Annotated in this window: 21 protein-coding genes and 2 pseudogenes; 19 read left to right on the forward strand and 4 right to left on the reverse strand. The window is 44.6% G+C overall.

The features are described 5' to 3' along the window. Positions 1–89 precede the first annotated feature (89 nt). The 5 genes from leuD to ACRBG0_RS18505 all read left to right on the forward strand — a co-directional run bounded on the left by leuD (position 90) and on the right by ACRBG0_RS18505 (position 7,911). Positions 90–671 (forward strand): 3-isopropylmalate dehydratase small subunit, encoded by a 582-nt coding sequence (gene leuD, locus ACRBG0_RS18485; RefSeq protein ID WP_431488343.1) that lies wholly within the window; start codon positions 90–92, stop codon positions 669–671. After that, positions 658–1,776, forward strand: coding sequence for a 3-isopropylmalate dehydrogenase (gene leuB / locus ACRBG0_RS18490; protein WP_431488344.1), 1,119 nt, complete (start codon positions 658–660; stop codon positions 1,774–1,776). Before leuD ends, leuB begins: the two co-directional genes overlap by 14 nt. 447 nt (positions 1,777–2,223) lie before the next feature. Beyond that, entirely contained in the window at positions 2,224–3,375 is a 1,152-nt protein-coding gene (locus ACRBG0_RS18495) for a hypothetical protein (RefSeq protein ID WP_431488345.1), read from the forward strand. 320 nt (positions 3,376–3,695) lie between these two features. Further along, complete coding sequence (locus tag ACRBG0_RS18500; protein WP_431488346.1) at positions 3,696–5,204, forward strand: serine hydrolase; 1,509 nt, start codon at positions 3,696–3,698, stop codon at positions 5,202–5,204. A 775-nt stretch (positions 5,205–5,979) separates the two neighbouring features. Next, on the forward strand, positions 5,980–7,911 hold the full coding sequence (locus ACRBG0_RS18505; RefSeq protein ID WP_431488347.1) for an ABC-F family ATP-binding cassette domain-containing protein: 1,932 nt from the start codon (positions 5,980–5,982) through the stop codon (positions 7,909–7,911). A gap of 17 nt (positions 7,912–7,928) precedes the next feature. On the opposite strand, the gene ACRBG0_RS18510 is transcribed toward ACRBG0_RS18505, so the two are convergent. After that, entirely contained in the window at positions 7,929–8,399 is a 471-nt protein-coding gene (locus ACRBG0_RS18510; RefSeq protein WP_431488348.1) for a MarR family winged helix-turn-helix transcriptional regulator, read from the reverse strand. 139 nt (positions 8,400–8,538) lie between these two features. On the opposite strand from ACRBG0_RS18510, the gene proC reads away from it, so the two are divergent. Continuing rightward, positions 8,539–9,342 carry a pyrroline-5-carboxylate reductase gene (proC, locus tag ACRBG0_RS18515; protein WP_431488349.1) on the forward strand — a complete coding sequence of 268 codons (804 nt, stop codon included), beginning with the start codon at positions 8,539–8,541 and terminating at the stop codon, positions 9,340–9,342. Between the two features lie 5 nt (positions 9,343–9,347). Here proC and ACRBG0_RS18520 read toward each other — a convergent pair whose 3' ends face one another. Further along, a complete protein-coding gene (locus ACRBG0_RS18520) occupies positions 9,348–9,785 on the reverse strand; it encodes a hypothetical protein (RefSeq protein WP_431488350.1) in 438 nt (145 codons plus the stop codon). A 3-nt stretch (positions 9,786–9,788) separates the two neighbouring features. After that, positions 9,789–10,559, reverse strand: a complete 771-nt coding sequence (kdsB, locus tag ACRBG0_RS18525) for a 3-deoxy-manno-octulosonate cytidylyltransferase (RefSeq protein WP_431488351.1) — start codon at positions 10,557–10,559, stop codon at positions 9,789–9,791. A gap of 44 nt (positions 10,560–10,603) precedes the next feature. On the opposite strand from kdsB, the gene ACRBG0_RS18530 reads away from it, so the two are divergent. The 3 genes from ACRBG0_RS18530 (at position 10,604) to ACRBG0_RS18540 (ending at position 15,252) form a co-directional block, all read left to right on the forward strand. Then, on the forward strand, positions 10,604–11,449 hold the full coding sequence (locus ACRBG0_RS18530; protein ID WP_020534214.1) for a LysM peptidoglycan-binding domain-containing protein: 846 nt from the start codon (positions 10,604–10,606) through the stop codon (positions 11,447–11,449). 155 nt (positions 11,450–11,604) lie between these two features. Then, entirely contained in the window at positions 11,605–13,704 is a 2,100-nt protein-coding gene (locus ACRBG0_RS18535; protein WP_431488352.1) for a hypothetical protein, read from the forward strand. 189 nt (positions 13,705–13,893) lie between these two features. Then, positions 13,894–15,252 carry a pyridoxal-phosphate dependent enzyme gene (locus ACRBG0_RS18540; protein WP_431488353.1) on the forward strand — a complete coding sequence of 453 codons (1,359 nt, stop codon included), beginning with the start codon at positions 13,894–13,896 and terminating at the stop codon, positions 15,250–15,252. 157 nt (positions 15,253–15,409) lie between these two features. Here the strand turns inward: ACRBG0_RS18540 and leuS are convergent, their stop codons facing one another. Further along, positions 15,410–18,232: a leucine--tRNA ligase gene (leuS, locus tag ACRBG0_RS18545; protein ID WP_431488354.1), complete on the reverse strand. Its 2,823-nt coding sequence runs from the start codon at positions 18,230–18,232 to the stop codon at positions 15,410–15,412. Positions 18,233–18,772: 540 nt separating this feature from the next. Between leuS and ACRBG0_RS18550 the strand changes: the two genes are divergently transcribed. From ACRBG0_RS18550 to truB, 10 genes and pseudogenes are all read left to right on the forward strand, one after another. Further along, positions 18,773–19,030 (forward strand): hypothetical protein, encoded by a 258-nt coding sequence (locus ACRBG0_RS18550; RefSeq protein ID WP_431488355.1) that lies wholly within the window; start codon positions 18,773–18,775, stop codon positions 19,028–19,030. A gap of 19 nt (positions 19,031–19,049) precedes the next feature. Next, positions 19,050–19,811, forward strand: coding sequence for a hypothetical protein (locus ACRBG0_RS18555; RefSeq protein ID WP_431488356.1), 762 nt, complete (start codon positions 19,050–19,052; stop codon positions 19,809–19,811). Between the two features lie 388 nt (positions 19,812–20,199). Beyond that, positions 20,200–20,727: a hypothetical protein gene (locus ACRBG0_RS18560; protein ID WP_431488357.1), complete on the forward strand. Its 528-nt coding sequence runs from the start codon at positions 20,200–20,202 to the stop codon at positions 20,725–20,727. A gap of 182 nt (positions 20,728–20,909) precedes the next feature. Further along, a complete protein-coding gene (locus ACRBG0_RS18565; RefSeq protein WP_431488358.1) occupies positions 20,910–21,662 on the forward strand; it encodes a hypothetical protein in 753 nt (250 codons plus the stop codon). Positions 21,663–21,684: 22 nt separating this feature from the next. After that, positions 21,685–22,581 (forward strand): glycosyltransferase, encoded by an 897-nt coding sequence (locus ACRBG0_RS18570; RefSeq protein ID WP_431488359.1) that lies wholly within the window; start codon positions 21,685–21,687, stop codon positions 22,579–22,581. Positions 22,582–22,655: 74 nt separating this feature from the next. Beyond that, the gene (locus ACRBG0_RS18575; RefSeq protein WP_431488360.1) at positions 22,656–23,531 is read left to right on the forward strand and encodes a cell division protein FtsX; all 876 of its coding nucleotides are present in this window, start codon (positions 22,656–22,658) and stop codon (positions 23,529–23,531) included. Positions 23,532–23,612: 81 nt separating this feature from the next. After that, a complete protein-coding gene (locus tag ACRBG0_RS18580; RefSeq protein ID WP_431488361.1) occupies positions 23,613–23,936 on the forward strand; it encodes a DUF3098 domain-containing protein in 324 nt (107 codons plus the stop codon). 27 nt (positions 23,937–23,963) lie between these two features. Further along, positions 23,964–24,021 (forward strand): annotated as a pseudogene (locus ACRBG0_RS18585) (undecaprenyl-diphosphate phosphatase); the annotation flags it as partial. Positions 24,022–24,023: 2 nt separating this feature from the next. Beyond that, positions 24,024–24,729: pseudogene (locus tag ACRBG0_RS18590) on the forward strand (undecaprenyl-diphosphate phosphatase); the annotation flags it as partial. A gap of 13 nt (positions 24,730–24,742) precedes the next feature. Further along, the gene (gene truB / locus ACRBG0_RS18595; RefSeq protein ID WP_431488362.1) at positions 24,743–25,480 is read left to right on the forward strand and encodes a tRNA pseudouridine(55) synthase TruB; all 738 of its coding nucleotides are present in this window, start codon (positions 24,743–24,745) and stop codon (positions 25,478–25,480) included. Positions 25,481–25,605: the final 125 nt, after the last annotated feature.

Here is a 25,605-nt window from a genome sequence, read left to right on the forward strand (position 1 = left end):
GAGATTATAAGGACATTTAAGATTAAATCATGATTCTGGTAGGTTTTGACTTTGTCAAAACCTACCAGAATTCAATATAAAAATTGTTTATGCAAGCATTTACGACTATAAAAAGCACGGCCATTCCACTTCCTATTGAGGATGTGGATACGGATCAGATTATTCCGGCGCGCTTTTTGAAAGCAACCACTCGGGAGGGATTCGGTGACAACCTTTTCTGTGACTGGCGTTTTGATCGCGAGGGCCAGCCCAAGAAGGATTTTGTCCTCAACAATCCTACTTACCGAGGGGAAATTCTTGTGGCAGGAAAAAACTTTGGCTGTGGATCGAGTCGCGAGCATGCTGCCTGGGCCATTGGCGACTATGGGTTGCGCGTTGTTGTTTCCAGCTTTTTTGCGGATATATTCCGTGGTAATGCCTTGAATAATGGTATTCTACCAGTAGTGGTAAGTCCTGATTTTTTAGATCAAATTTTCCAGGCTATCGAACAAGACCCTGGTGCTACCTTTACGGTTTCTCTTGAAGATCAGAATTTTCAAATTGATGCCAACGGTGCCAGTGCTACTTTTGACATTGATCCTTACAAAAAGAATTGCCTTCTGAAAGGCTATGATGACATCGACTTCCTATTGAGTCAGCAGGAAGAAATAGAAGCTTATGAAAAAGTATAAAATTGCCGTCCTTTCGGGAGACGGAATAGGACCAGAGGTGGTTGCTCAAGCTATAAAGGTACTAGATGCTGTTGGCCAACGCTATGGTCACACCTTTAGATACTGCCATGCCTTGGTAGGGGCTATTGCTATTGATCAAACCGGCGACCCGCTGCCGGAAGAGACCATAGCGACCTGCTTAGAGTCTGATGCTGTTTTGTTTGGCTCTATCGGCCATCCAAAATACGATAACGATCCCAGTGCCAAAGTACGTCCCGAGCAAGGGTTGTTGAAACTGCGGAAGACGCTGGGCTTGTACGCAAACTTGCGTCCTGTAACCATCTATCCCAGCTTGCGTGATTTGTGTCCCTTGCGGCCAGAGCGCGTAGAAGGTGTAGATATGTTAATCGTGCGGGAGCTGACTGGCGGCATTTATTTTGGCGAACGAGGTAGAAGTGAAGATAAGCTAACGGCTTTTGACACCTGTACATATTCCGCATACGAGATTGAGCGTATTGCCCGGATCGGCTTCCAAGAAGCGATGAACCGCCGTAAGCAGCTCATGCTGGTAGACAAAGCCAATGTACTGGAATCAAGCCGACTATGGCGGGAAGTAGTGCAAAAAATGGCCCCAGAGTATCCTGAGGTAACGGTCAACTATATGTTTGTGGATAACGCCGCTATGCAGCTCATCCTCTATCCGGCACAATTCGACGTTATTATTACCAGCAATATGTTTGGTGATATTCTTTCTGATGCATCCAGTGTATTAGCTGGCTCGCTGGGTATGCTGCCCTCGTCTTCTGTAGGGAGCCATACTTCCTTGTTTGAGCCCATTCACGGCTCTTATCCAGAGGCGGCTGGCGAAGATCGTGCCAACCCTTTGGCGACCATTCTGTCAGCAGCCATGCTTTTAGATAGCCTGGAACTCCACAAAGAAGCAGAGCAAGTCAGAGAGGCCGTAGCCCAAGTAATGGAAAAAGGGCTAGGGACGGAAGACCTGAAGCCTAAAATCAAATGTACTTGTTCTGAACTTGGTGACATCATCGCCGATATCGTAGAAGACACCGAAAATCACAGTCTGCGCATCCAAAAAATCAGTGATCGCATATCGACGATTATTTAGATTAAGAAAAACGATTTGAGAATTTTTGAAAACGGGGCTTCGGAGACGAGGCTTCGTTTTTTTTGTTTTTTCACCACCAAGGTTTTTGAACCATATTGAGGAATTACATTGGGGCCATGCCATCGTTCCTCGGCACCGGGCTGCTTGTCGCTATCGCTTCCGTACATCCCTTGTCCTCCTCGTCCCTCCGGCGAGCTTCGGCCTGTTGGCCTGCGCATTGATCAACCAACCTAACCTTATGTTTTACTTCGCTGTTACTTCTTGGTCGCGTAGCGAAACCTGTTTTTTGCCCTCAGGTTAGATACCCTATGTATATGGGGATTTCATCTTCCATCGTCTAGTAAAGCTGTCAAAGGTGACCGTTACTTAAAATTGCGTCTTTATACACCTTTAAATATTTAAAGGTGTATAAAGACACCGGCATTCCGGCAATAAGCGCAAGTCAAAATGAAAGCATTAGCAACAACAATAACTCTTTTCTCTTTGGGGATCAGCAGCCTTTTCGGACAGTTCACGTCGGTAAATTACGATATCGAAAAAAACTACTTCAATGAAGGGCAGGCCCTACCTGCTGAGAAACCACTGGTTTTTACGGGTGAAGTTCCTACTGGTGTTGATCTGATTGCTATTCGTATTCTCCCTGCAAAAAATGGCAAGAGCCCACTCTACGAGACAACCTGGATAGATTTTGACAACGAAAAGAATCGAACCTACAGTCTCAGCGCCAACTATCCTTTACGTGCTTCTGCTCAGTATGACATCCAATTCGACTTTTATACCAGTATTGACCAGTCTGATATGCAAGCTTTGGCCGAACGTGTAATGTCCCAAACGGATGCTTACCTGGCGGCCAGCTTCAAAACTGACGGCAATGGCATAAAAGCTACAGACAAACCTGACAAGATGGTGACCGAACTGGAAGAGCTTATCCGCGAGGCACTACGTGAGTACCGTTTCAAGAGTGACCAATCGGCGGTTCAACTTTCGGGAGCTATTGAGCAGCAGTTGGCAAGTATGGCTACTTTAGCAACTCCTAAAAAAGAAGGAGCTGCTGAGGAGACAAACTCGACGTTGCTTAGCGCTATCAAGAGCGCACAAGCGAGTGTTCGCAAAGAAGTAGAAGGGATCATGAATAAATCATGGAGTAAACTGGCCTTCACCCGCTACGTAGACGATTACCCGACGACTGACAAGAAGGGTTCCTTTGCTTTAAATGTGGGATATGGATTGGTTTACCTAGACGATAAAAACGATAACATTTCGTACGACAATTCGCCTTATGCAGGCCTGTCATTTCCTTTAAGCAACAGTACTATTGCTCCTCGTTTTTTAAGAAATGCCTCGGTAAGCATGGGCGTCTTTCTTAACAACCTTAATGATGACAAAGGCAACGAAATTAGTGGTTTGCTTGTCGGACGGCCTTTATATTTGGGGCTAGACTATAAGCTTTTTGAGTTTGTACACTTCAATATGGGAGCTACTTTCCTTGAAAAGACGACCGCCGCTACCGCTACAGAGCCCGAGTTTAAGGATGCTTACATCCGTCCGTTCGTAGGCTTGAGCGCGAAGATTGATTTATCGATTGGCTTGGGAAAATAGATTAGTGTTGCCTAGCTTTTTTTTTGAACCATGTGAGGAAATGTAAGGGATTACAGGGGCAGGCTATACTAGTGAATCCCAAAAGAGATTATAAGGTCACTTAAAAGAGGAGGTTATGCACTAGCGATGCGCAGTAGTGGCGGCCGAAGGCTGGCAGACCCAGGTTTTGCTGGGGCCGAGTGAATAACGAGCTACGAAGCGTAGCGGCCCCGCAAAAGGCGGGGCAGTGCCCATACAATCGTTTACAAAATCGCCTACCAAGTTTTAAAAATTACTTTGAGTGGTAGTCTTTTTCTATTTTTGGAAAAAATACTGCATCGATGAAAAGCTTTCCCTTCCTTCGTTTTGCCAATATGTTGTTATTAGGCTTGCTGGTTCCGTTTTTTACGATTGCTCAAACGGCTGAAGATTTCCGTGCAGCTGCACAGGAAGCGCTGACGGCATTTGACGTACCCGGTTTTTCGGTTGGGGTTATTAAAGACGGTAAAATAGTGATGGCGGAGGGTTTTGGTACCCGTACAGCTGGAAAAGTTGAAGCGGTAGATGGGAATACTTTGTTTGCAATTGCCTCTAACACCAAGGCCTTTGTTTCTAGTAGCATCGTAAAACTTCATATGGAGGGTAAGCTGGATTTGGACGCGCCAGTACGCGACTACCTCCCCTATTTCGAGGTATATGACGACTACGTATCTAACCACATGATGGTGCGTGACCTGCTTTGTCATCGGGCTGGGCTAGGTACTTTTAGTGGTGATGTAATTTGGTATAAAAGTGCACTGAGTGCCGAGCAGGTTATCCGTCAGATTATGCACTTGCCTCAGGCGTATGAATGGAGGTCGGGCTATGGGTATACGAACCTGATGTTCATCACTGCCGGAGAAGTTATCAAGGCAGTAACTGGTAAAAGTTGGGGCGAATATGTGCAGGAGAACTTTTTGCAGCCATTGGGTATGGACAGAACGCAAACCTCGGTGACACCACTGGCAAAGCTAGACAATGTAGCAAGCCCGCATTTGAGTCGCCATGACAACCAGCCTATTCCGTACGTCAACTGGGACAATATGGGTGCGGCCGGTGGCATTATCTCCAGCGCTACAGATATGCTAAAATGGCTAGAACTACAAATGGCCGATGGGCAATGGCAAGGAAAGGCCCTTTTTCCGGAAGGGCTGACGGCTACCACTTGGCGGCCTCACAATCCACTTGCGGGGGGTACCTCGTTTACGAGTGCTGGTCTTGGATGGTTTTTACGGATGCGAGAAGGACACCGCTTGGTTAACCATGGGGGAGGCTATGACGGGATGTACTCGCAGGTGATGATGGCACCGGATGACAACTTGGGCGTAGTAGTTTTTACCAATAGTATGACAGGCTTGTCTTCAGCGTTGACCAACTACATCATCAATAGCTATTTGGGTATCTCTACAGAGAACTGGTTGTCAGCTGCTGTTGATCGGCAAAAAAGAGGCGACCAAGCTTGGGAAGACCGCCATCAGAAGCGACTTGATGCTCGCGTGCTAAACACCTCCCCTAGCCTATCTACGGCGGCCTACTTAGGTGTTTATGATGACCCAATGTACGGTAAAATAGAAGTAAAACAACAGGGCGAAGCCATGCAACTAAATTTCCTAACCGCCCCGCAACTCAATGCTACGCTTAGTCATTGGCACTACGACACCTGGTTAATTAACTGGGAACAAACTCATGCGTGGTTTGATTTTGGAACGGTACAATTTGAGTTGGACAATAACCGAAAAGTCACGGGACTGAGCTTTGATGTGCCCAATGATGATATTTTCTTTCATGAGATCAAGGCAGCAAAACAATAACATCTAAACTAAACTTTCGGCATTCATCGGAATGCCATAGAGCACATAGAGATTTTACTAAAAGTTTAGTAGAAACAACTGATACATTTTCCGACATCGGCTTTTATAATCGAAGTTGAAAATTACTGTTTAATGGCTTGATCTCCCTCTACCCTTGCCATAGAAGTCCTTCTAGGTTACACTGAGGGCGCCAAGCAATCCGAATACCCTCTCAGGGATCGGCGAAAAATAAATTCCTCCCTTTAATGCTGATCTTTCGGCGCTGAACTTCGTTGCTTATCACTTGCGTAGCTTTGACTATGCTCGTTCTGCGCGCCTTGTTCAACACCAAAATTTCTAGCCTGAAATGGGTAACTTATTTTTCGCCGACCTCTAAGGACTTTTGCTGACGCAGAAGGCATACCTATGCAAAGCTTAGTTGTTCATTTTTTTTGTTTTAATTTCAATTTAATAAAACTTTTAATTATATTTACATTCTACTTCACCAGGTGACGCTGGTGATTCCAATCGAAGGTTAATACCTCTATCGTCAATAGAGCATTCAGCGGTTTTATTTTTGCGTATTGCTTGGCTGCTTCTGAAAAGGAGCAGATGATGACGCACGCCCTTTATGGCCATTGGGTCAGGGGGTGGTTTTGGCGATCTGGCAGGAGGGTGGGCCCTCCACTTGGGGCCGCTATACCTCCTCACCACCACTCCTCCTCTATAAAATCCCTCTCCTTAACCTGAATAAGTCTACGCAATCCCGTACTTTTGCAGCCGCAAATTCAGCAATATGATTACCCTCAGCGATATTTATGTACAGTACGGCAACCGAATCCTCTTGGATCGAGTCACTTTGGTGATTGGAGACAAAGATAAAATTGGGCTCGTTGGCCGCAATGGTGCTGGAAAATCCACTTTACTAAAAATTATCGCGAGTTATCAAAGGTCAGATGAAGGCACCCTCAGTATCCCTTCTGATCGCACCATTGGTTTTTTGCACCAAGAGATGAACATTCCGCAGGGCAAATCCGTCATGGAAGAGACGCTCTCTGCCTTTGCGGAAGTACGAAAAATTGAAGCGCGACTGGCCGAGATCAACAAGGAGATGGCTGTCCGTACGGATTACGAAACGGATTCGTACCTGAAAATGCTGGAAGATTTCTCGACCCTCAACGATCGATTCCTTTTTCTAGGCGGTGATCGAATGCAGGCACAAGCAGAAATGGTTCTTAAAGGCCTGGGATTTGCACAAGGGGATTTCATTCGCTTAACAGACGAGTTCAGTGGTGGGTGGAAGATGCGTATTGAGCTGGCCAAAATGCTGCTTGCGCAACCAGATTACCTCTTGCTTGATGAACCTACCAACCACCTTGATATTGAGTCTATCATTTGGTTGGAAGACTTTTTACAAACTTACCCTGGGTCAGTTGTCGTCATTTCCCACGATAAGCAATTCCTTGACAATGTGACTAAACGTACCGTAGAGGTTGAGCTGGGTAAATTATATGACTATAAAGCCCACTATTCTAAGTACATAGAGCTACGGGAAGAAAGACGTGAAAAACTGGGTTCGGCTTATGCCAATCAGCAGAAGGTAATTGCTCAACGGGAGAAAACCATCAACCGCTTTATGGCGAAAGCCACTAAAACGAAGCTGGCCCAATCGATGCAAAAGCAGCTCGACAAGATGGAGCGGGTGGAGATTGACGAGGCCGATACCAAAGCAATGGTTCTGCGCTTTCCGCCAGCGCCACGATCAGGTACTGTAGTCGTAGACGGTAAGGGTATCAGCAAAAAATATGGCAAGTTAAAAGTACTTGATAATATCAGTTTAAAGCTAGATCGTGGTGATCGAGTTGCTTTTGTGGGCCAAAATGGACAAGGGAAGACCACCCTTGCAAAAATTCTTATCGACGAAATCCCCGCAACCAGTGGAGAGATCAAATTGGGCCATAACGTATCTATCGGTTATTACGCCCAGAATCAGTCGGAAGCCTTAAAAGGAGACCTTACGCTTTTAGAAACCCTAGAAAATTCCTCGCCCCCAGAGATGCGGACCAAATTACGTAGTGTACTTGGAGCATTCCTTTTTAGTGGAGAGGATGTTGACAAAAAGGTGTCTGTTTTATCCGGTGGAGAAAGGGCCCGCCTTGCGCTGGCGGCCTTGCTCTTGCGTCCTTTTAATCTTTTGGTACTGGATGAACCTACCAACCACCTTGATATCATTTCTAAAGATGTCCTCAAACAGGCCCTTATAGAATATGATGGTACACTTATAGTCGTGAGTCACGATCGGGAATTCCTCGCCGATTTGACCGACCGTACGATCGAATTTCGAGATCATCACCTTCATAATCACCTGGGAGACATCAATTTCTTTCTCGAGAAACGCCAAATGGCGAACATGCGGGAGGTAGAGCTAAGCAAATCCAATAATACTGGATTAGCAGAAGAGGCTACAGTAACTAGTCAACCTAAAGTAGAGTTATCTTACGAAGAGCGTAAAAAGCTTACCCGTGCACTATCAAATGCGGAGAAAAAAGTAGAACGCCTGGAAAATGATATCGAAAAATTAGAGACCCTAATGTCCGATCCCGATTTTTATTCTCAAAGTGATGCTCAGGATAAGATAGCCCTTCACCAAAAGAAGAAAGACGAGCTAACCGTAGCTATGGAAGAATGGGAGGAAGCACAAATGAATATGGACGAAGCCGAAAGTTAACAACTATTTTAAATAGGCTATTCCGCTTCTTCCTGAAGCGTACGCATTTTATCCAACAAACGGTTTAGCTCTTCAGCTTCAGCGCAACTCAAATAACCTTTTTCAAACCTCATTTCATTTTCCAGTTCGGCACTAGCTTCTTCCAATAGTTTAAGCCCCGAGTCGGTAATACTAACATCTACTCGACGACGATCTTCCTTAGATGTCACTCGAACGACTAAGCCTTTAGCCAGTAATTTATCGACTAAACGACTCGCATTAGACATTTTATCGATCATTCGCTCGGTTAGCAACTTGACTGTAGCCGGTTCAGGATGGCGACCGCGCAGTATGCGCAATACATTGAATTGTTGCCAGGTTAATCCATAAGGCTTTAATATAGCAATGCTGCGCTGGCTTAGCCATGAAGCGGAGAACAGTATATTAAGATGAACTTTCTGATGCTCACTGATGAACTTCGTCTGCTGAATAGCCTCCTCTAATTTCATAGGTTATAATGATACTCGCAAAAATGTTGTGGACGTAAGCTAACAATAAAATTACATAAATGTTTATTGGCTCGCAAACCTTCGAAAATTATACCTTTGCAGCCCCTAGCCATTCACTGTTTAAATTTTCTGAATTCTTATGAAGATACTTGTTATCGGAGGAGGCAATATGGGCCTTACTTACGCTCAAAGTTTTTTGCGTTCACATATCACCCAAAAAGAGGACATGATGATTCTGGAGAAATCTCCGGAAAAGGCCGTCCAATTGGCTCAACTGAATATTGGTTCTGTCTTCAGCGAGCCTAAGGATTGCCTGGGCTTGGCAGATTTAATTATTCTGGCCGTAAAACCTCAAGATGCTCCTACCCTCTTTGGCGTATTAAGACCTCTCGTTGAAAAACAACAGGTTTATTTATCCATCATGGCTGGTGTCAAGATAAGTACCATCGCCCAGGGGCTCAATGCTAGTAAAATCATTCGAGCGATGCCTAATCTTCCTGCGCAAATTGGCATGGGAATGACCGCATATACGGCCAGTGATGAGGTGACAAGAATTGAACTAGTGATGGTTCAAAACCTTCTCAATACTACGGGGAAAACTATTTATGTCGAGCAAGAAAGTGCCATTGATGCAACAACAGCTATCAGTGGTAGTGGGCCAGCCTATGTTTTTTACTTCATGGATGCGATGATGAAAGCAGCTCGTGGAATGGGGTTCAATGATTCAGAGGCCGAGTTATTGGTTAGCCAAACCTTTCGTGGAACCGTTGACCTTTATAACAAAAGTAATTTCTCTTGCAGTGAATGGATTGCTAAAGTCAGCTCTCGAGGCGGTACCACCGAGGCAGCTATGCAAACTTATCAAGATCGACTGGTACAAGAGGATATTGTAGCAGGAGCGCAGGCGGCATTAGCAAGAGCAATTGAGTTAGGGGAAAGTTAATTAGTCTAAAACGAAAAATTAAATTGCCCTTCTTCTTCATAAATATCAATGTAGCGTATTCGTACCTCCACATCTCTTAGCTGTGTGCCTACCAGCTTTACCACTAGGTTGTCGCTATTACTTGCCACAATAGTACCCTCACCGTAATTGTAGCTACCTTTCCTATTCTTGATTTCTCCGGAAGACTTCAGGTACTCTTCCAGGGTATCAAATTTTTGACCATTAGAAAAAAAGGAAATCTCTTTGATAATTGCAGGGCCAAATCCATTATTGGAAAAACTAACAACCATCATAGAGTCTGCCTGAACTATATGATGATCCAAATATGGTTTTACCGAGAGTTTATTATGCTGATGCCCTAGCCGAACCTGCCAAATAGATACAAAAAGGGCCGACAAGGCAATAACGATAACCGCGTAATCTGAGATTTTCTCTAATTTCATAGCTTATCTATTTTTGTTTTGCTCCCAATATTTTTCCGCTTTAACCAAATCTTCAGGAGTATCGATACCTAAAGATTTGTACGGTGTCACCCCCACAAAGATAGAATAACCAGCGGTCAGCCAACGTAACTGCTCCAAGGACTCCGCTTCTTCTAATGGAGCAGGGGACAATTCTGTTAGCTTCAATAAGACTTCTTTTCGATAGGCATACAGACCTAAATGTTGAAAATGCTTACCTTCTTTCACCCATTCCAACTGATCTACACCACGCAGATAAGGAATTGGCGCTCGACTAAAATACAAAGCTCTGCCGCTAGGCGCAAAGACTGCTTTGACTACGTTGGGGTCAACAATCATTTCAGGTGCTACGATTGGATGAGCAAGGGTTGCAATAGCAACTTCAGGCTGATCAAAAAAAGAGCACAATTGCTTCAATTGTTCAACACGCACAAAAGGTTCGTCGCCTTGAATATTTATGACCACGTCCGTATCCGGTAAATTTGCTGCAACTTCTGCAATCCTGTCCGTTCCACTAATATGATCCGAACGCGTCATCATGACTTGCCCGCCAAAGTGCTCTACGGCATTACTTATTCGTTCATCATCTGTAGCTACGACGACTTTAGAAAATAGCTCACAAGATTCTGCTTGCTCATATACACGCTGAATCATGGGTTTACCACCAATAAGCGCGAGGGGTTTACCTGGAAAACGAGTGGATGCAAAACGAGCGGGGATAATAGCAGTAAACTTCATAGCGTTAAAAATAGTCATTCCCCTTATATTTGCCGAGACTAAGAGAAAACAAAATACACCCTATGCGCTTAACACTCCTGTTGGTCTTCTCGCTGCTTGGATATTTCCCACTACAGGCGCAGCAAGACACTGTTCCCTACCTTTCGTCAACTGATACGCTTTTCACTTATTTGCACCCAATGGGAGAAGTGATGTTCACCCATAAAATCAAAACCAAGCAAACGCTTTTTTCACTGGCCAAGTTTTACGGACTAACCCTCCAGGAGCTTTATGCCTACAACCCGCATGTCAGTGCAAAATACGACCCGGGTGATCAATTAAGTATTCCATTGCCTTTGAAGGCTATCATTCGGCAGGTACCGCCTCCGGCAATGCTCCCTGGCCTGGCCTTGGTTTATTACCGCGTACAGCGTGGAGAAACAGTGTATGGTATTTGCAAACGTACTTTCGAAATTCCCCCAGAATGGCTGATGCTCCAAAACCCGGAGTTATCCAATGGTTTAAAACCAGGTCAGCTATTACGCATTGGCTGGGTATCCACCCAAGGTATTCCTGCGGAATGGCGCGAAGTACGAGGAGGCCCATACGCGCAGATGAATCATCCTCTTAAACTGGAATATTTCCGGCGCTCTGCTGACCGGCGAATTACAGAAGAAAGAGGTGCAGCTACCTGGCCACGCGACCTCGATGACAACTCCGGGTTCTTCTGCCTACACCGTAGTGCTCCTGTAAATAGTTTGGTCGAGGTCTACAATCCGCTGACTCGCCAAACCATGTATCTCAAAGTAAGCGGCAGACTACCCGAGCGCGTATATGATCGTAATACAGTAGTCGTCGTATCTCCATTAGCTGCAAAAGCACTGGGGGTTAGAGATGACCGTTTCTATGTGCATTTGAAACATTATTGAGCCCCCTTGGTGTAAAAAAAGCACTAAGCAATACAATGTATTATATTTTAATTAATGTATAAACGAGTGACACAACCTCGCTAAAGAATGTTAATTTTACATTAACATACACAGAGAAAAACATAAGCAACAACTTCCCAAAACTACACATCCCTATGAAAAATTTCTTTTTCTTACTGACAATCCTATGCTCTTTTTCCAGTATTCATTCCCAAACTTGGGATGGCGACGCCATGGATAACGACTGGAACAATCCACTCAACTGGGACACCGATATAATTCCAATCGCAGGTGGCCTTGTTGTTTTCAACCAAACAGTGACGGTTATAAGTACTGGAGCAGTAATACCTCCTGCTCAAATATTAGTTAGTGGCGCAGGCACTGTACTCACCCTCGATTTAGACATTCTAGTCGGTGACGGTGTTACAACAGAGCATGCCATCCGGATGAATGCCAATGCTACATTGGTCATACCTGACACACGAACGCTCACCATCAATGCTCCAGCAACCGAACACGGAATCGTAAACTTCAGTGGCGCTGCAAATGCAGCAGTAACCGTCGATGCAGGTGGCTCTATTTTCATTACTGGTGAACGAGGGATCAACCTCCAAAACAGTAGCTTTGTTTTTACTAATAACGGAATCGTATCCTTGGTATCTTGTGCTAAAGACGGCATCAACTTGGTCGATGGAGCAACATTTAATAATAACGGGAGTCTAACTATTCTTGCAGCAAGCCAAGACGGCATCGATAATTCTGGCACTTTTACCAATACTGGTTCGATCAATATCATTAGTGTTAACAGTAGTGGTATCAACAACCAAACAACAGGGACTTTCACCAACAATGGCCTGATCGAAATCAGTGATGTACTCAATACAACTAATGATGGTGTTTTCTCAAGCGGAATCTTCAACAACCAGAGCTTAGGTGTAATCACAATAGGTGCCATGACTGATGATGCCGTAGATGCCCTCGGTGGTAGCTTTACGAATGATGGTACGATGAACCTCACCGTTAAGGATGGTGCAGCAACGGGAAACAATGGCTTATCTGTTGGATCCAATTCCGCAATCGGTACTTTTATCAATACTGGAATTATTGAAATTGATGGAGGTGCTAATACCCTTGGAACTAGTAGAGCGGTTTATGTTTTTCCAGGAACAGGAGGTGCTACAACGCTTACCAACAATGGTCTGATTACCCTTAGTAACGGTAACCCCAATCAATTATTCTTTACAAAAGGAACTACCATCAATGGCCCTACAGGTACAATCAATACCGGTGACGGGCGCATCAATGTAAACCTTTGGACCTTTACCAACAATGGCCTGATTGTCTCTAATTTCCCCATGCTGCCAGGTGTATTTACAGGCGCATCAGGCACATCCGTTAATGATGGTTTTTTCCGTACAAATAGCAGCTCTTTCTCTAATGGCGCAGGAAGTATTACTGACAATGGCATCAATATGAATGATCCTGCGCAAACCACCTTTAACCTTGCTGGAGCCTGTACTGTTACCATCGGAGGCGCAGGAGCTGGTCAGCTATGGGAGAATATCCTTGGGGACACAGTCACTGTAGCTGGGCCAAATGTTTCTTTTTCTAATGCTTTTCCAGATGTTGCTTCCGCCACTATCAATGCAAGTGGCATTGATGTTTCGCTGACTTTGATTGACATCTGTGCCGCCGCTATTCTCCCCATCGAACTAACAAGTTTCACTGCTCTTAGCAAAGAAAAAAGCGTAATGCTCGAATGGGAAACAGCTACCGAAATCGACAACGACTATATAGCTGTAGAACGTAGTACTGACGCTAAATTATTTACCGAAATTGGCAGAAAGCAAGGTGCAGGTGATAGCAATAGCGCTATCCGCTACCAACTGGAAGACACTGCTCCGCTTAACGGTATCAACTACTATCGCCTTCGACAAGTCGATTTCGACGGAACAACGAATTATAGTAAAATCATCTCCGTTAACTTTAAGGGTAATATTGGTACTCCTACCATTGCCATCTATCCAAACCTGGTAAAAACCGGAGAGCATATGGAAATTGACCTAACCCAGTTTCCTAACCAACTGATGACTTTCCAATTGGTGAACAGTCAGGGGCAGATCGTAAATACGTTTTCATTGATGGGAGGAAGTAGACAAGCTTTTGAAGCTGGTAATTTACCAACAGGGATGTATTTCCTCATAAATGCCAATACCACTTCCAAAGCTAGTACAAAGTTTATGGTAATAGACTAAGCTAGTCTTTACTGATAAAACTGGTTAGCAAACGCAGGCCAAAAACAGGGCTTCCCGGGTTAAATACTCGGGAAGCCCTTTGTCTTTTTTCTATGTGAATGTAAGAGTAAGAGGAAAATTTTACCTTTGCAGCCAAATCTCGCTTAAAGTGTCTTTGGGCCGGATTAATGCAAAAAAGGAACTTACCAAATGCAATACCAAGAAAACATTCTACATACCATTGGCAATACCCCATTGGTTAAGATCAACAAAGTTACCGCCGACGTTCCCGCGCTCGTGCTGATGAAAGTAGAGACCTTTAACCCCGGCCACTCTATCAAGGACCGCATGGCACTGAAGATGCTCGAAGATGCTGAAGCCGCTGGCAAACTGAAACCAGGTGGAACAATTATTGAATGTACCTCTGGCAATACAGGAATGGGATTAGCAATTGCTGGTTGTGTAAAAGGATACCGTTCTATTTTCACCACCAGTGATAAGCAATCAAAAGAAAAAATTGACCTTCTCAAAGCACTGGGGGCTGAGGTAATTGTTTGTCCTACAAATGTTACCCCAGACGACCCTCGGTCCTACTACTCAATCGCCGAACGCCTAAGCAAGGAAATCCCTAACAGTTATTGGTTTAACCAATACGACAACCTTTCTAACAGACTGGCGCATTACGAGAGTACCGGACCAGAGATCTGGAAGCAAACAGAAGGAAAGATCACCCACATGATTGTAGGTGTGGGTACTGGTGGCACCATCTCAGGTACAGGCCGTTACCTCAAAGAACAAAACCCGAATATCAAAGTTTGGGGTATCGACACTTACGGGTCTGTCTTTAAAAAGTACCACGAAACGGGTGAATTCGACGAAAAAGAAATCTACCCTTATATCACCGAAGGGATTGGCGAAGATATTTTACCCAAAAATGTTGACTTCGACATCATTGACCATTTCGAGAAAGTAAGCGATAAAGATGGCGCTGTAATGGCCCGTCGATTAGCAAGAGAAGAAGGTTTACTACTTGGCTATTCTGCTGGATCAGCAATGGCAGGCTTAATTCAATTAAAGGATGAACTTACGCCAGAAGATGTAGTTGTCGTTATTATTCACGACCACGGCAGCCGCTACGTTGGTAAAATCTACAACGACGATTGGATGAGGGAACGCGGCTTCCTGGATACCGAATTACGGGTAGTAGACCTCATTAAAAGTCGTAAAGCCGAGGACTTCATTGCTGTACAGAAAGACCAGACGGTACGCCAGGCATTCCAAATCATGAAGGACAAGGATATTTCTCAACTTCCTGTGATGGAAGGAGAAGAAATCATTGGTGGACTAACAGAAAGTACCGTCCTGTCATTCCTTCTTGACAACCCGCTCAACAATGGGGAGAAACCCGTTTCCGATATCATGGATGATCCTTTCCCGGTAGTACAGTGCGAAACTCCATTGAGCCAGTTACGTCCTTACCTCAACAAGCGTATTCCTGCTGTGATCACCAAAACCCAGGCAGGTACTTGGCAGATTGTAACACAGTACGATATCTTGCAGACGGTTTAATGTGGTCAGGTCAGCTACTATAAAAAAGGATAGAACGCGGATTTAACAGGATTCAACAAGATTAACACGGTTTTTTCTTTAAAAGAAATCCGTGTTAATCTGTTCTATCCGTTTGATCTGTGTTCTATCCTACTTAGTTATTTTCCGCGAACGTCTTCTACCCTACTACGATGTTAATCATCCGACCTGGTACAACGATAATCTTACGTATCGTTTTCTCTTCCAAGTATTTTTGGATCTCTTCCAAACCAGGTGCGGCAGCTTCTAGATCAGCCTTGGTCGAGTCGGCAGGAAAATCAACAGTAGCTCGCGTCTTGCCATTAATAGCAATAGGATAAGTAATATTCTCCTCGATCAGCCACTTTTCCTCCAGCACTGGCCAGGCGGCGTGGTGTACACTGGTCGTGTGTCCCAGCTTTTCCCATAGCTCCTCGCACATATGTACCGCAAATGGAGCCATCAGTACTAAAAGTGGTTCCAGAATAGCGCGCTTGTGGCATTTGGCTTTACCAAGTTCATTGGTCGCTACCATAAAGGCACTCACACAAGTATTAAATGAAAAACGCTCTACGTCTTCTGTTACTTTCTTGATGGCAGTATGCAAACTCTTCAGCTCCTCTTTCGTAGGCTGGTCCTCATTCACTACCCATTCGTCACGATTATAGAACAAGCGCCAGAAACTATTTAAGAACCGGCTCGTTCCGCTAATACTATTCGTATTCCATGGTTTAGCTTGCTCAACCGGGCCAAGGAACATCTCGAACATACGGAAGCAATCGGCGCCGTACTTCGCAACCACATCATCAGGGTTCACCACATTGAAGTAGCGCTTCGACATTTTTCCGACCTCTGATTTGGTCACCAAATGGCCTGCGTCATTGGTGACAAAGGTTGCTGCTGAATAATCAGGTCGCCATTCGATAAACTGCTTGATGCCTTCCTCGTTCAGATAGGATTCATCCCTCCCGTATTCACTGACAAAATCAACGTGAACAGGAATCTGAGCAAAATCAGCATCAGGATAGTCACCTAATTTATCGGCAGATACAAATACCCGGCTGCTATCCCCCTCGTCTGCTTTGATAAGGTAGATATACTCGATTACGCCCTGGATCATGCCCTGGTTGATCAGCTTGGCAGCATATTCCTTCTGAGGAACAAGTCCCAAATCAGACAGAAAATGGTTCCAGAAACGGCTGTACAACAAGTGCCCTACAGCGTGCTCTGATCCACCAACATAAAGGTCTACCCCCTGCCAGTAATCGACCGCTTCTTTTCCTACAAATGCATCACTGTTGTGAGGGTCCATATAGCGGTACCAGTACCAAGAGGAGCCCGCCCAACCAGGCATGGTACTCAATTCGTAATCATACTTACCTTGGTATTTCCAGTTTTCAGCACGTCCTAGTGGTGGTTCACCGGTTTCGGTAGGCAAATATTTATCAACATCAGGAAGTACCAGCGGCAATTCCTCTTCCGCAACCAAGTAAGGCACATCGTCCTTCCAGTAAGCGGGCACAGGCTCTCCCCAGTAACGCTGGCGACTAAAAACCGCGTTGCGCAAACGATATTGTACTTTCCCCTTGCCTATACCTTGCTCCTCAAGCCAGGCAATCAATTTAGGGGTTGCTTCTTCATAACTCAGGCCATTAATCATGCCAGAGTTGATATACTTTCCTTCCTTGGTCGCATCAGCTTCTGTTTCCAGGTTTTGCTGGGCATCCAAAATAGGGATGATTGGCAAATCAAAATGGGTAGCAAAATTCCAGTCGCGCTGATCACCAGATGGTACGGCCATTACGGCACCAGTGCCATAACCCGCCAAAACGTAATCGGCAATATAAATAGGAATAGGCTGCTCGTTGAACGGATTGATGCAGTAAGCTCCCGTAAAAGCACCCGTCACTTTCTTCACTTCGGCCATACGCTCTACCTCCGAGCGAGAAGCTGCCCAAGTGCGGTATTCGTCTACATTTGCCTGTTCAGCAGCGGTGGTAATCTGATCTACCAAGTCGTGCTCAGGCGCCAATACCATAAAGGTTGCTCCATAAATCGTATCCACTCTTGTAGTAAACACTTCGATCTTGGTAGCTGCATCTTCCGCCAAGGAAAATTTCACACTAGCGCCCACAGAACGACCAATCCAGTTGCGTTGCTGTTCCTTCAAGCTATACGGCCAGTCAATATCATCCAAACCGTCTAATAAACGGTCGGCATAGGCAGTAATTCTCATACTCCACTGCGCCATCAATTTACGCTCTACGGGATAGCCACCCCGCTCACTGACACCGTCTTTAACTTCGTCATTCGACAAAACGGTTCCCATGGCAGGACACCAGTTGACGTAACTCTCTTCAGGAAAAGTCAGGCGGTAGTTCAATAAAAACAACTGCTGTTCCCGCTCGTTCATCGCATTCCAATCTGCAGCAGTGATGATCGGCGTCTCTTCTTCGCAGTCTGCATTAAGCCCAGCATTACCTTTAGAGGCTAAGCGCTCGACCAACTCGGTAATGGGTTTGGCACACCCTGCATCTTTATCAAAATAGTGCTTAAATAACTGCTGGAATATCCATTGGGTCCAGCGATAATATTCCGGACTACTCGTGCGTACTTCCCGGCTCCAGTCAAAAGAAAAACCAAGGTTCTCCAACTGCTGGCGATAACGGTCAATGTTTTCTGAAGTAGCAATAGCCGGATGAATTCCCGTCTGGATTGCATACTGCTCTGCGGGTAAACCAAACGAGTCATACCCCATTGGATGCAGTACATTGAACCCTTGTAGTCGTTTGTAGCGTGCATAGATATCCGAGGCGATGTACCCCAGCGGGTGCCCCACATGTAGCCCTGCCCCCGAAGGATAAGGAAACATATCTAAAACGTAGTATTTCGGACGGTCACTTTCGTTAGATACATGATATGTACCTTCGGTTTCCCAGCGCTGCCGCCATTTCTGCTCAATGTCGCGAGCTTGATAATCCATTGGTTAATTCTTCTGGTTGAAAGAAAACAAAGCCTGAACAACATAAAAAGTTCCTGTAGGCCAGCAGGAAATAGGTGCGAAGATAAACGATTCCAGAAAATTATCCTTATTCCTTTGTCTAGACTTAAAAGGAACGCATTTATATTGCCAATATGAAATTTACAAATTTTATATTTGGAGAACATAAATTAGGATTTACAAAAAACAATTTCCCTATTTTGTTTTACAAATATTTTCACATACATTTAAAATATATTTTAGAGGTAGAATCAAAAAAATCCTTTATTTTGGCTCTTATATAGCCATATGTACTTCTTCGGAAGATTTTTTTTTCAAAGCTCTAAAACAAAAAACACTGCGCTCATAAAATTAAAACATCTATTTTCATTTATCTTATTAATTGGTCTTGGAGTAAATAGTTCTGGACAAGATGGCTCTTCTGGAGATTACATCTTTGAATGCACTTTTATAGCTGGTGATTTTATTAACTAGATTTATTTCAATGATCCTGATGGTGACTGTAAAACTACTGACTGGTATTTGATAATTACTGATTCAGAAGGTAATGTATTCATAAGAAACTCAGCAGATTTTGTCCCTCCACTTACTTGGGATTTAGGTCATCACGGATGTTGCCCTTATGCCGATTCCGGCGGTGGTAGTAGTGGTGGTGGTAGTAGTAGTGATTCAGGGGGTGGCTCAGGAGGTAGTTCAGAATGCTGGTTCAATACATCAAATTGTACAGACTGCCCTGACAATCTATGGGGAGACTGTGTTTTCGAATGTCAAGGTTGTTAAACAAAAATAGAAAATGAAAATGAAAAACATTATATATCCTGTATTTGCGTTAAGCCTCATTTTGTGTTGCACTGCCTGTAGCGATAATGTGGTTCAACTACAAATAGAAGAATCTCCATCTCTTTCTAGTGATTGGAAAGAAGGGTTAAATGAAACTCATCGTGAGCGACAGTTTAACGACATGGTGAAAAATTACTGGCATAAAGGTAAGCCAGGCGTCATCACAAAAGATTTTTTTGGAGTAACTCAATTGCGAAAGCCACAAGAAATCAGTTTGTATTATAATCAGATCAGAAAAAATTATCCTAACCCCGATGAAAATTGGCAAGAAGTAGTAGCTTGGTCTGATGAGTATCTACTACAAATGACACCGAATTGGTCTTTGGAGCAACAGTATTCCAACCAAATTCAAGAAATGCTGCTCCGAGTGGTTGATGACTATTTGATACATACCGATAATTTAATTGCGAAAGAAAAGCTGAAGGTCTACCTGGAAACACTTATAAGACATCAATCCATTGACATCCGTGTTTTACAGTTGGCTATTTTGAGCTTACAAAATAATGTAGATGCCGACCGCTATACTGATTATCTGACATTCTTACAGCAACGAGTAGATTATTGGCTGGAATATTATCCAGAGGCCGAACGAGAAGCCCGACAACAATACGAGAGCGAGCAGGAAGAACTGTATAAGGATATAATTCTGCGTAATTTGTACTTAAAGCGAACGGCCTACAAAACGGCCTTAGATATAGATCAATGGTTAAATTCACTTTGATGCAAGGGCATCAAGCAGCAATACAGCTGACAAAAGCGTTAAAACTTTGCTAAAACAAACGAAATGATCCTAGAAAGGACGTTTTTAGTTTAATTTTAGTTTTGTTGCTGAAAAGCTCCTTTAGAAATGCGCCCCGGTTTATAAACCAAATTCATTTCGGAGCAACACTACCCATTGTTTTACGCCTCTACTGACACCCGAAAAACCGGCAGAAATTAATTTATTGAATTGACCATTTGTGCTAACGTGCAAATGGTTATTTTTTTTACATCGAAACCTCTTTATCCTTGCCGCTTTGTATCCCTGCTGAGCTACCTCAAGGAATGCAAAAGCATCTTGTGTTCATCTACATATTTTACCGTAATTTCACCGTTGAAAAATCTAGGTTATGAGAATTTTTACTTGTTGTTGTTTCTTTGCCTTGCTTCTAAACGCGTGTATCCAGGAGCGCCAGACCATTCCAGCAGAAGTCATTGGCCTTGCTCCTATTTATGCCAGTGATGATTGGCAAGATATACAAATACTCGCCCCTCAAAGCATCGAAAACCTGGGGAAGATTTACTACAAGTCCCCCTTTATCTATGCCACCGAGCGCGGGCGAGGCATCCATATCTTCGACAATAGTGATCCGACACAACCTAAAGCCGAAGCTTTTCTGCAAATTGCCGGAAATTCTGACCTCGCCATCCGCAATGGGATTCTCTATGCCAATAATGTCAATGATTTGGTAGGTATCAATATCAGCGACCTTACCGATATTGAGGTCGTAGAGCGGTTAGCCAATGTTTATCAGGTTACCGGCAGTGATTTTCCCGAAAATTACATCGGGTATTTTGAATGCGTTGATCCAAATCTTGGCCAAGTGGTTGGCTGGTTTGAAACGACAATACGTGAACCGGAATGCTGGCGGGAATAGGCTCGAATTTGCCACCAGCAAAAGTCTGCAGAGGGCTCTCGGGCTGCTTCGCGCCCTCATGGTAAAGAGTAGAGAGGCAGTAAACGATCTCTCTACACACTACTCAAAGTGGCGATTGTATCGCCACGCATCCCTTGACAACTTTCGGCAAAAAACCGAAGGTCTAACTAAATAATATTTTGATGAAATACATAATTTATTTTTTCTTCTGTTTTGCCCTATTAGCCTGTTCCAACGATTCAGCGGCTACGCTAAACAGTAGCAGCTCTACAGGGCAGGGTGGATCACTGGCACGTTTCACCGTCGTTGGTGATTACCTTTACACTTTGGAGGTAACTACGCTCAAGTGGTTTAAAACAGAAGAAAACGGTGGGTTAACGCCTCAAGGGGAGGTCAGCTTAAACGAAGGGCAGGAAACCATTTTTCCCCTAGATGATTTGTTGTTTCTGGGTTCAACTTCGGGCATGAGCATCTATGAAATCAGCAGCACAGGAGAACCCGTATTTCGCTCCCAGGTTGACCACGTCGTCGGCTGTGACCCTGTCGTCGCCAATGATGAATTTGCTTTCGTAACCTTACGCATTCAAAGTTGTGCTGGATTGTTCCGACCTTTGGTCACCGAAGATGTACTGAATATTTACAATGTCCAGGATATCCAAAACCCCAATCCAGTAGCCTCCTATCCGATGAATGACCCGCGAGGTTTGGGTTTGGCTGGCGACGTGCTCTTTCTTTGTGAAGGAGCTAACGGGCTAAAAATCCTCGATATCAGCGATGTTAACCAAGTGAATACCATTAGCCAGCTGACCAATATTCATGCGAATGATGTGATTGTACTCAATGACAAGTTACTCGTCATTGGACCTGAAAAGATCATTCAGTACGATTATTCTGACCCAGCAAATTTGGTACAAATTTCGGAGATAAACCTTTAGTTTTTTCGCCTTATCAAGGAATATGCAGTATATCGTTATCATCCCTGCTTACAACGAGGAGGAATTCTTACCCGCAACCATTGATTGCATTATTCAACAAACACACTTGCCTGCCGCACTGATGGTCGTCAATGACGGTTCCAGTGATCGCACAAAAGAAATTATTGATGAATATGCTAAAGTGCATCTCTGGATTCACCCCGTTCACCTTTCACAGGACAAAGGCTACGCTGGGGGCGCTAAAATCGTGAACGCCTTCTATCATGGCTACAACGCCATTCCTGTTGCATCCTATGATTTTTTGGTAAAACTGGACGCCGATATCATATTAGCGCCTGACTATTTCGAGAAAATCACCAATATCTTCAAAAAACACCCTAAAGTGGGGCTTGCCGGCGGGCAACTCCTGACAGAGAAAAATGGGAAATGGGTCTACGAAAACATCTCTGATCGCGACCATGTAAAAGGGGCGTTCAAAGCATGGCGCAAAGCCGCATTTGAGGATATCAATGGCATACGGTCTACCATCGGCTGGGATTCAGCAGACGAAATCCTCCTGCAATACCATGGCTGGGAAGTGAAGGTTGATGAGTCTTTGCCCATCAAACACTACCGCCCCTTAGGCACTAAAACCGGTTTGGTAAAAATCCAAGTGCGCATTGGCTACAGCTTCTATCGCCTTCGTTATGGTTTTTGGATCAGCCTGATTTCTGCGGCCAAAACGGCCACTCGTCATCGGCCATTTATCATTTCAGGCTTGGCGGTCATGTATGGCTTCTGCGAGGCTTGGCTGCGTAGAGATAAGTACGCGGTAACCAAAGAAGAAGGTGCTTATTTCCGGCGTTTTCGCATCGCCCGGATGTTTGGGAAACTAGGCGTCTCTTTGCCGCTCGATAAATCTCACACCAATAAGCATTAGCATTGCACAGAAAACAAAGTGTGTTTTTGTTTTCGTGCTGTTCCTTAGTCCTTCAATTTTCCTACATTTGCTCCATGAGTAAGCCGCAACAGCAACCACCTCAACATCGGCCAAATTACCTCTACACCATCATCAGTGTAGCTGCCGTACTTTTTCTATTAGGCTTCTTTGGGCTACTCCTGCTACAGAGCCAACGACTGACCAAAGTCCTCAAAGAACAAGTTGACATCATTGTTGAGCTGACCAATACCCCAGCAGATTCTGCAAGACTGGCACTGGAAAACAAGCTTAGTAAAAGTTCATTTGTGATCCCTCAATCCGTAGAGTTCACTTCGCGGGAGGAGGCCCTGGAATTGATGAGCGACGACCTCGGCGAGGACCTCCTGAGCCTGGATTTGCCCAACCCGCTGTATGATGTTTACACTTTCAACGTAGGTGCGCTTTACCTTACACCGGACAGCCTTCAACGCATCCGCGAAGTACTCATTAAAGACCCGATCATCAACGACGTTTACTATCAGGAAAGCCTCATTGATCAGTTGACACGAAACATCAAAAGGATCAGTTGGATTTTATTAGGTATAGCCGCTCTTTTTGTCTTGCTGGCCCTTACGGTCATTCACAACACCATCCGCCTGGCTCTGTATGCCAATCGTTTTCTCATAAAAACACAGGAATTGGTAGGCGCTCGTTGGGAGTTTATCTCGCGGCCCTATTTACGAAAATCACTCTGGCACGGCTTACTAAGTGCGCTGCTTGCCATTGGGCTACTCCTTTTGCTGCAATTTTGGTTTCAACAGCAGATCCCTGAAATTAGAGCACTTCAGCACCCACTGGCTTTCGCTAGTTTATTTGCAGGGCTCATTATTTTAGGAATGGTCATCAACTGGCTTAGCACCTATGTCGTCGTAAGAAAGTACCTGCGAATGCGGGAAGATGAACTCTACTAAAAAACGTGTACCTTTGCCCAATTGAGAAACACCAGAGAATATTCAATATATTTTTTGCGCAATATCAAGGAAAAATAATCAATGAGTAATAAGCCTAGCAAGAAGAAAGTTGTTGTAAGCACAACTTCTAAAGATTCTGATCGCAGCCCTGCCACTGCCCGTACCCGCAGCAGTAGTACAGCCTCTACCCAACGTGAATTTACCTTTAATCGCGATACCTATATTTGGATGGGCGTAGGTTTTGCATTGGTACTAATAGGGATGATGCTCATGAGCGGCGGTCACATGCCCAGCGCTGATGTTTGGGAAGAAGATATTATCTATAGCTTCCGCCGAACTGTTTTGGCTCCTATCGTAATTCTCGCCGGTCTGGTTGTAGAAGTATATGCAATTTTCAAAAAATAATTCTTCTTGGAATTTTTACAAGCTGCCCTGCTTGGTATCATTCAGGGATTAACCGAGTTTCTGCCGGTGAGTAGTAGCGGGCATCNNGCTCGCAAAATTCTTTCTTGGAGACACCAGTGCTGCCGAAGAAAGTCTACTGATGACCATTGTCCTTCATGCTGCTACAGCCTTGAGTACTATTGTCATTTTCCGGAAAGACATCATGGAAATCTTCCGAGGACTGTTTGCTTTCGAGAACAACGAAGCAAGTCGTTTTAGTGGAAAGGTTATCTTATCAATGATTCCAGCTGCACTGGTCGGACTTCTGTTTGAGGATGCAATTGAGCAATTGTTTGCTCAACAAATTCCACTCGTAGCAGGGATGTTGGTCATTACTGGCCTCTTGCTATTCATGGCAGATCGGGCTAAGATAACAGACAAAGAGGTAGGCTGGTCACATGCCTTACTCATAGGTATTGCTCAAGCCATCGCCATTATTCCTGGCATCTCACGTTCCGGGGCTACGATTAGCACTTCTGTATTACTTGGTATTGACCGAGAAAAAGCAGCACGCTTTTCCTTTTTGATGGTCGTTCCACTAATTTTAGGTAAGATCGCTAAAGATGTCTTGGATGGTGATTTTGTGGAAACGCCTAACCTTCTTCCGCTGATGATTGGCTTCGCAGCAGCTTTCATTACTGGCCTGTTTGCTTGCCAGTGGATGATTAAACTTGTGAAAAACAGTCAATTAACCTATTTTGCCATCTATTGCTTTATCATAGCTGCTATTGCCATGATAGCTTGGGCGCTTTAACCAGATTAATAGGATGAACGAAACTGAACCTCCTTCCGTAAAGTTGATGGATTTTCAAGCGGGTACAACCCTCTTGGTGGATAAGCCGCAAGGCTGGACCTCTTTTGATGTTGTGAATAAAATCCGGCATCGACTAAAGCGGATTACCGGTATTAAACGCATCAAAGTAGGCCATGCGGGCACACTCGACCCACTAGCTACTGGCTTACTCATCATCTGCACCGGTAAGTTCACCAAAAAGCTTACCGACTTTCAGGGATTAGGCAAGGAATATACAGGTACTTTCCGCCTAGGTGGTACCACGCCTTCCTACGATTCTGAAACAGACGTAGATCGCGAATTCCCCTACAAGCATATCACACCAGAAAGCCTGGAGGCCGCTCGTCAGCAATTTATGGGCACCATCCAGCAAGTACCTCCCATGTTTTCGGCCATCAAAGTCGATGGGCAACCGCTCTACAAGCGAGCACGTAAAGGTGAGGTTATTGAAATCAAGGCACGTACCGTTCACATCCACGAGTTTGAACTTACCAATATCGAGATTCCCGATGTGAGCTTTCGCTTGCAGTGTTCTAAAGGTACCTATGTACGATCGCTCGCCCACGATATGGGGCAAGTACTCGACAGTGGTGCTCATTTGACGGAACTTCGTCGTACTCAAGTTGGAGACTTCCGTATCGAAGATGCTTGGAATTTAGAGGAGTTGATTGAGCAGCTGGAGGAGCGGATAATGGGGATGGATGTGGTTTAGTGTTGGTTTGATGGTTTGTTTGTTAATGTAAAAGTGTAAGGGTGCAAAAGTTGGGGCCAAATACTTCCCACTTCCGAACTCCGACTTTTTAGTGCCAGTTGCGGATGATTCCTACATTCGGCCAC

Origin of the sequence: Lewinella sp. (assembly GCF_050633125.1) — a bacterium.
Classification (GTDB): Bacteria; Bacteroidota; Bacteroidia; order Chitinophagales; family Saprospiraceae; genus Lewinella.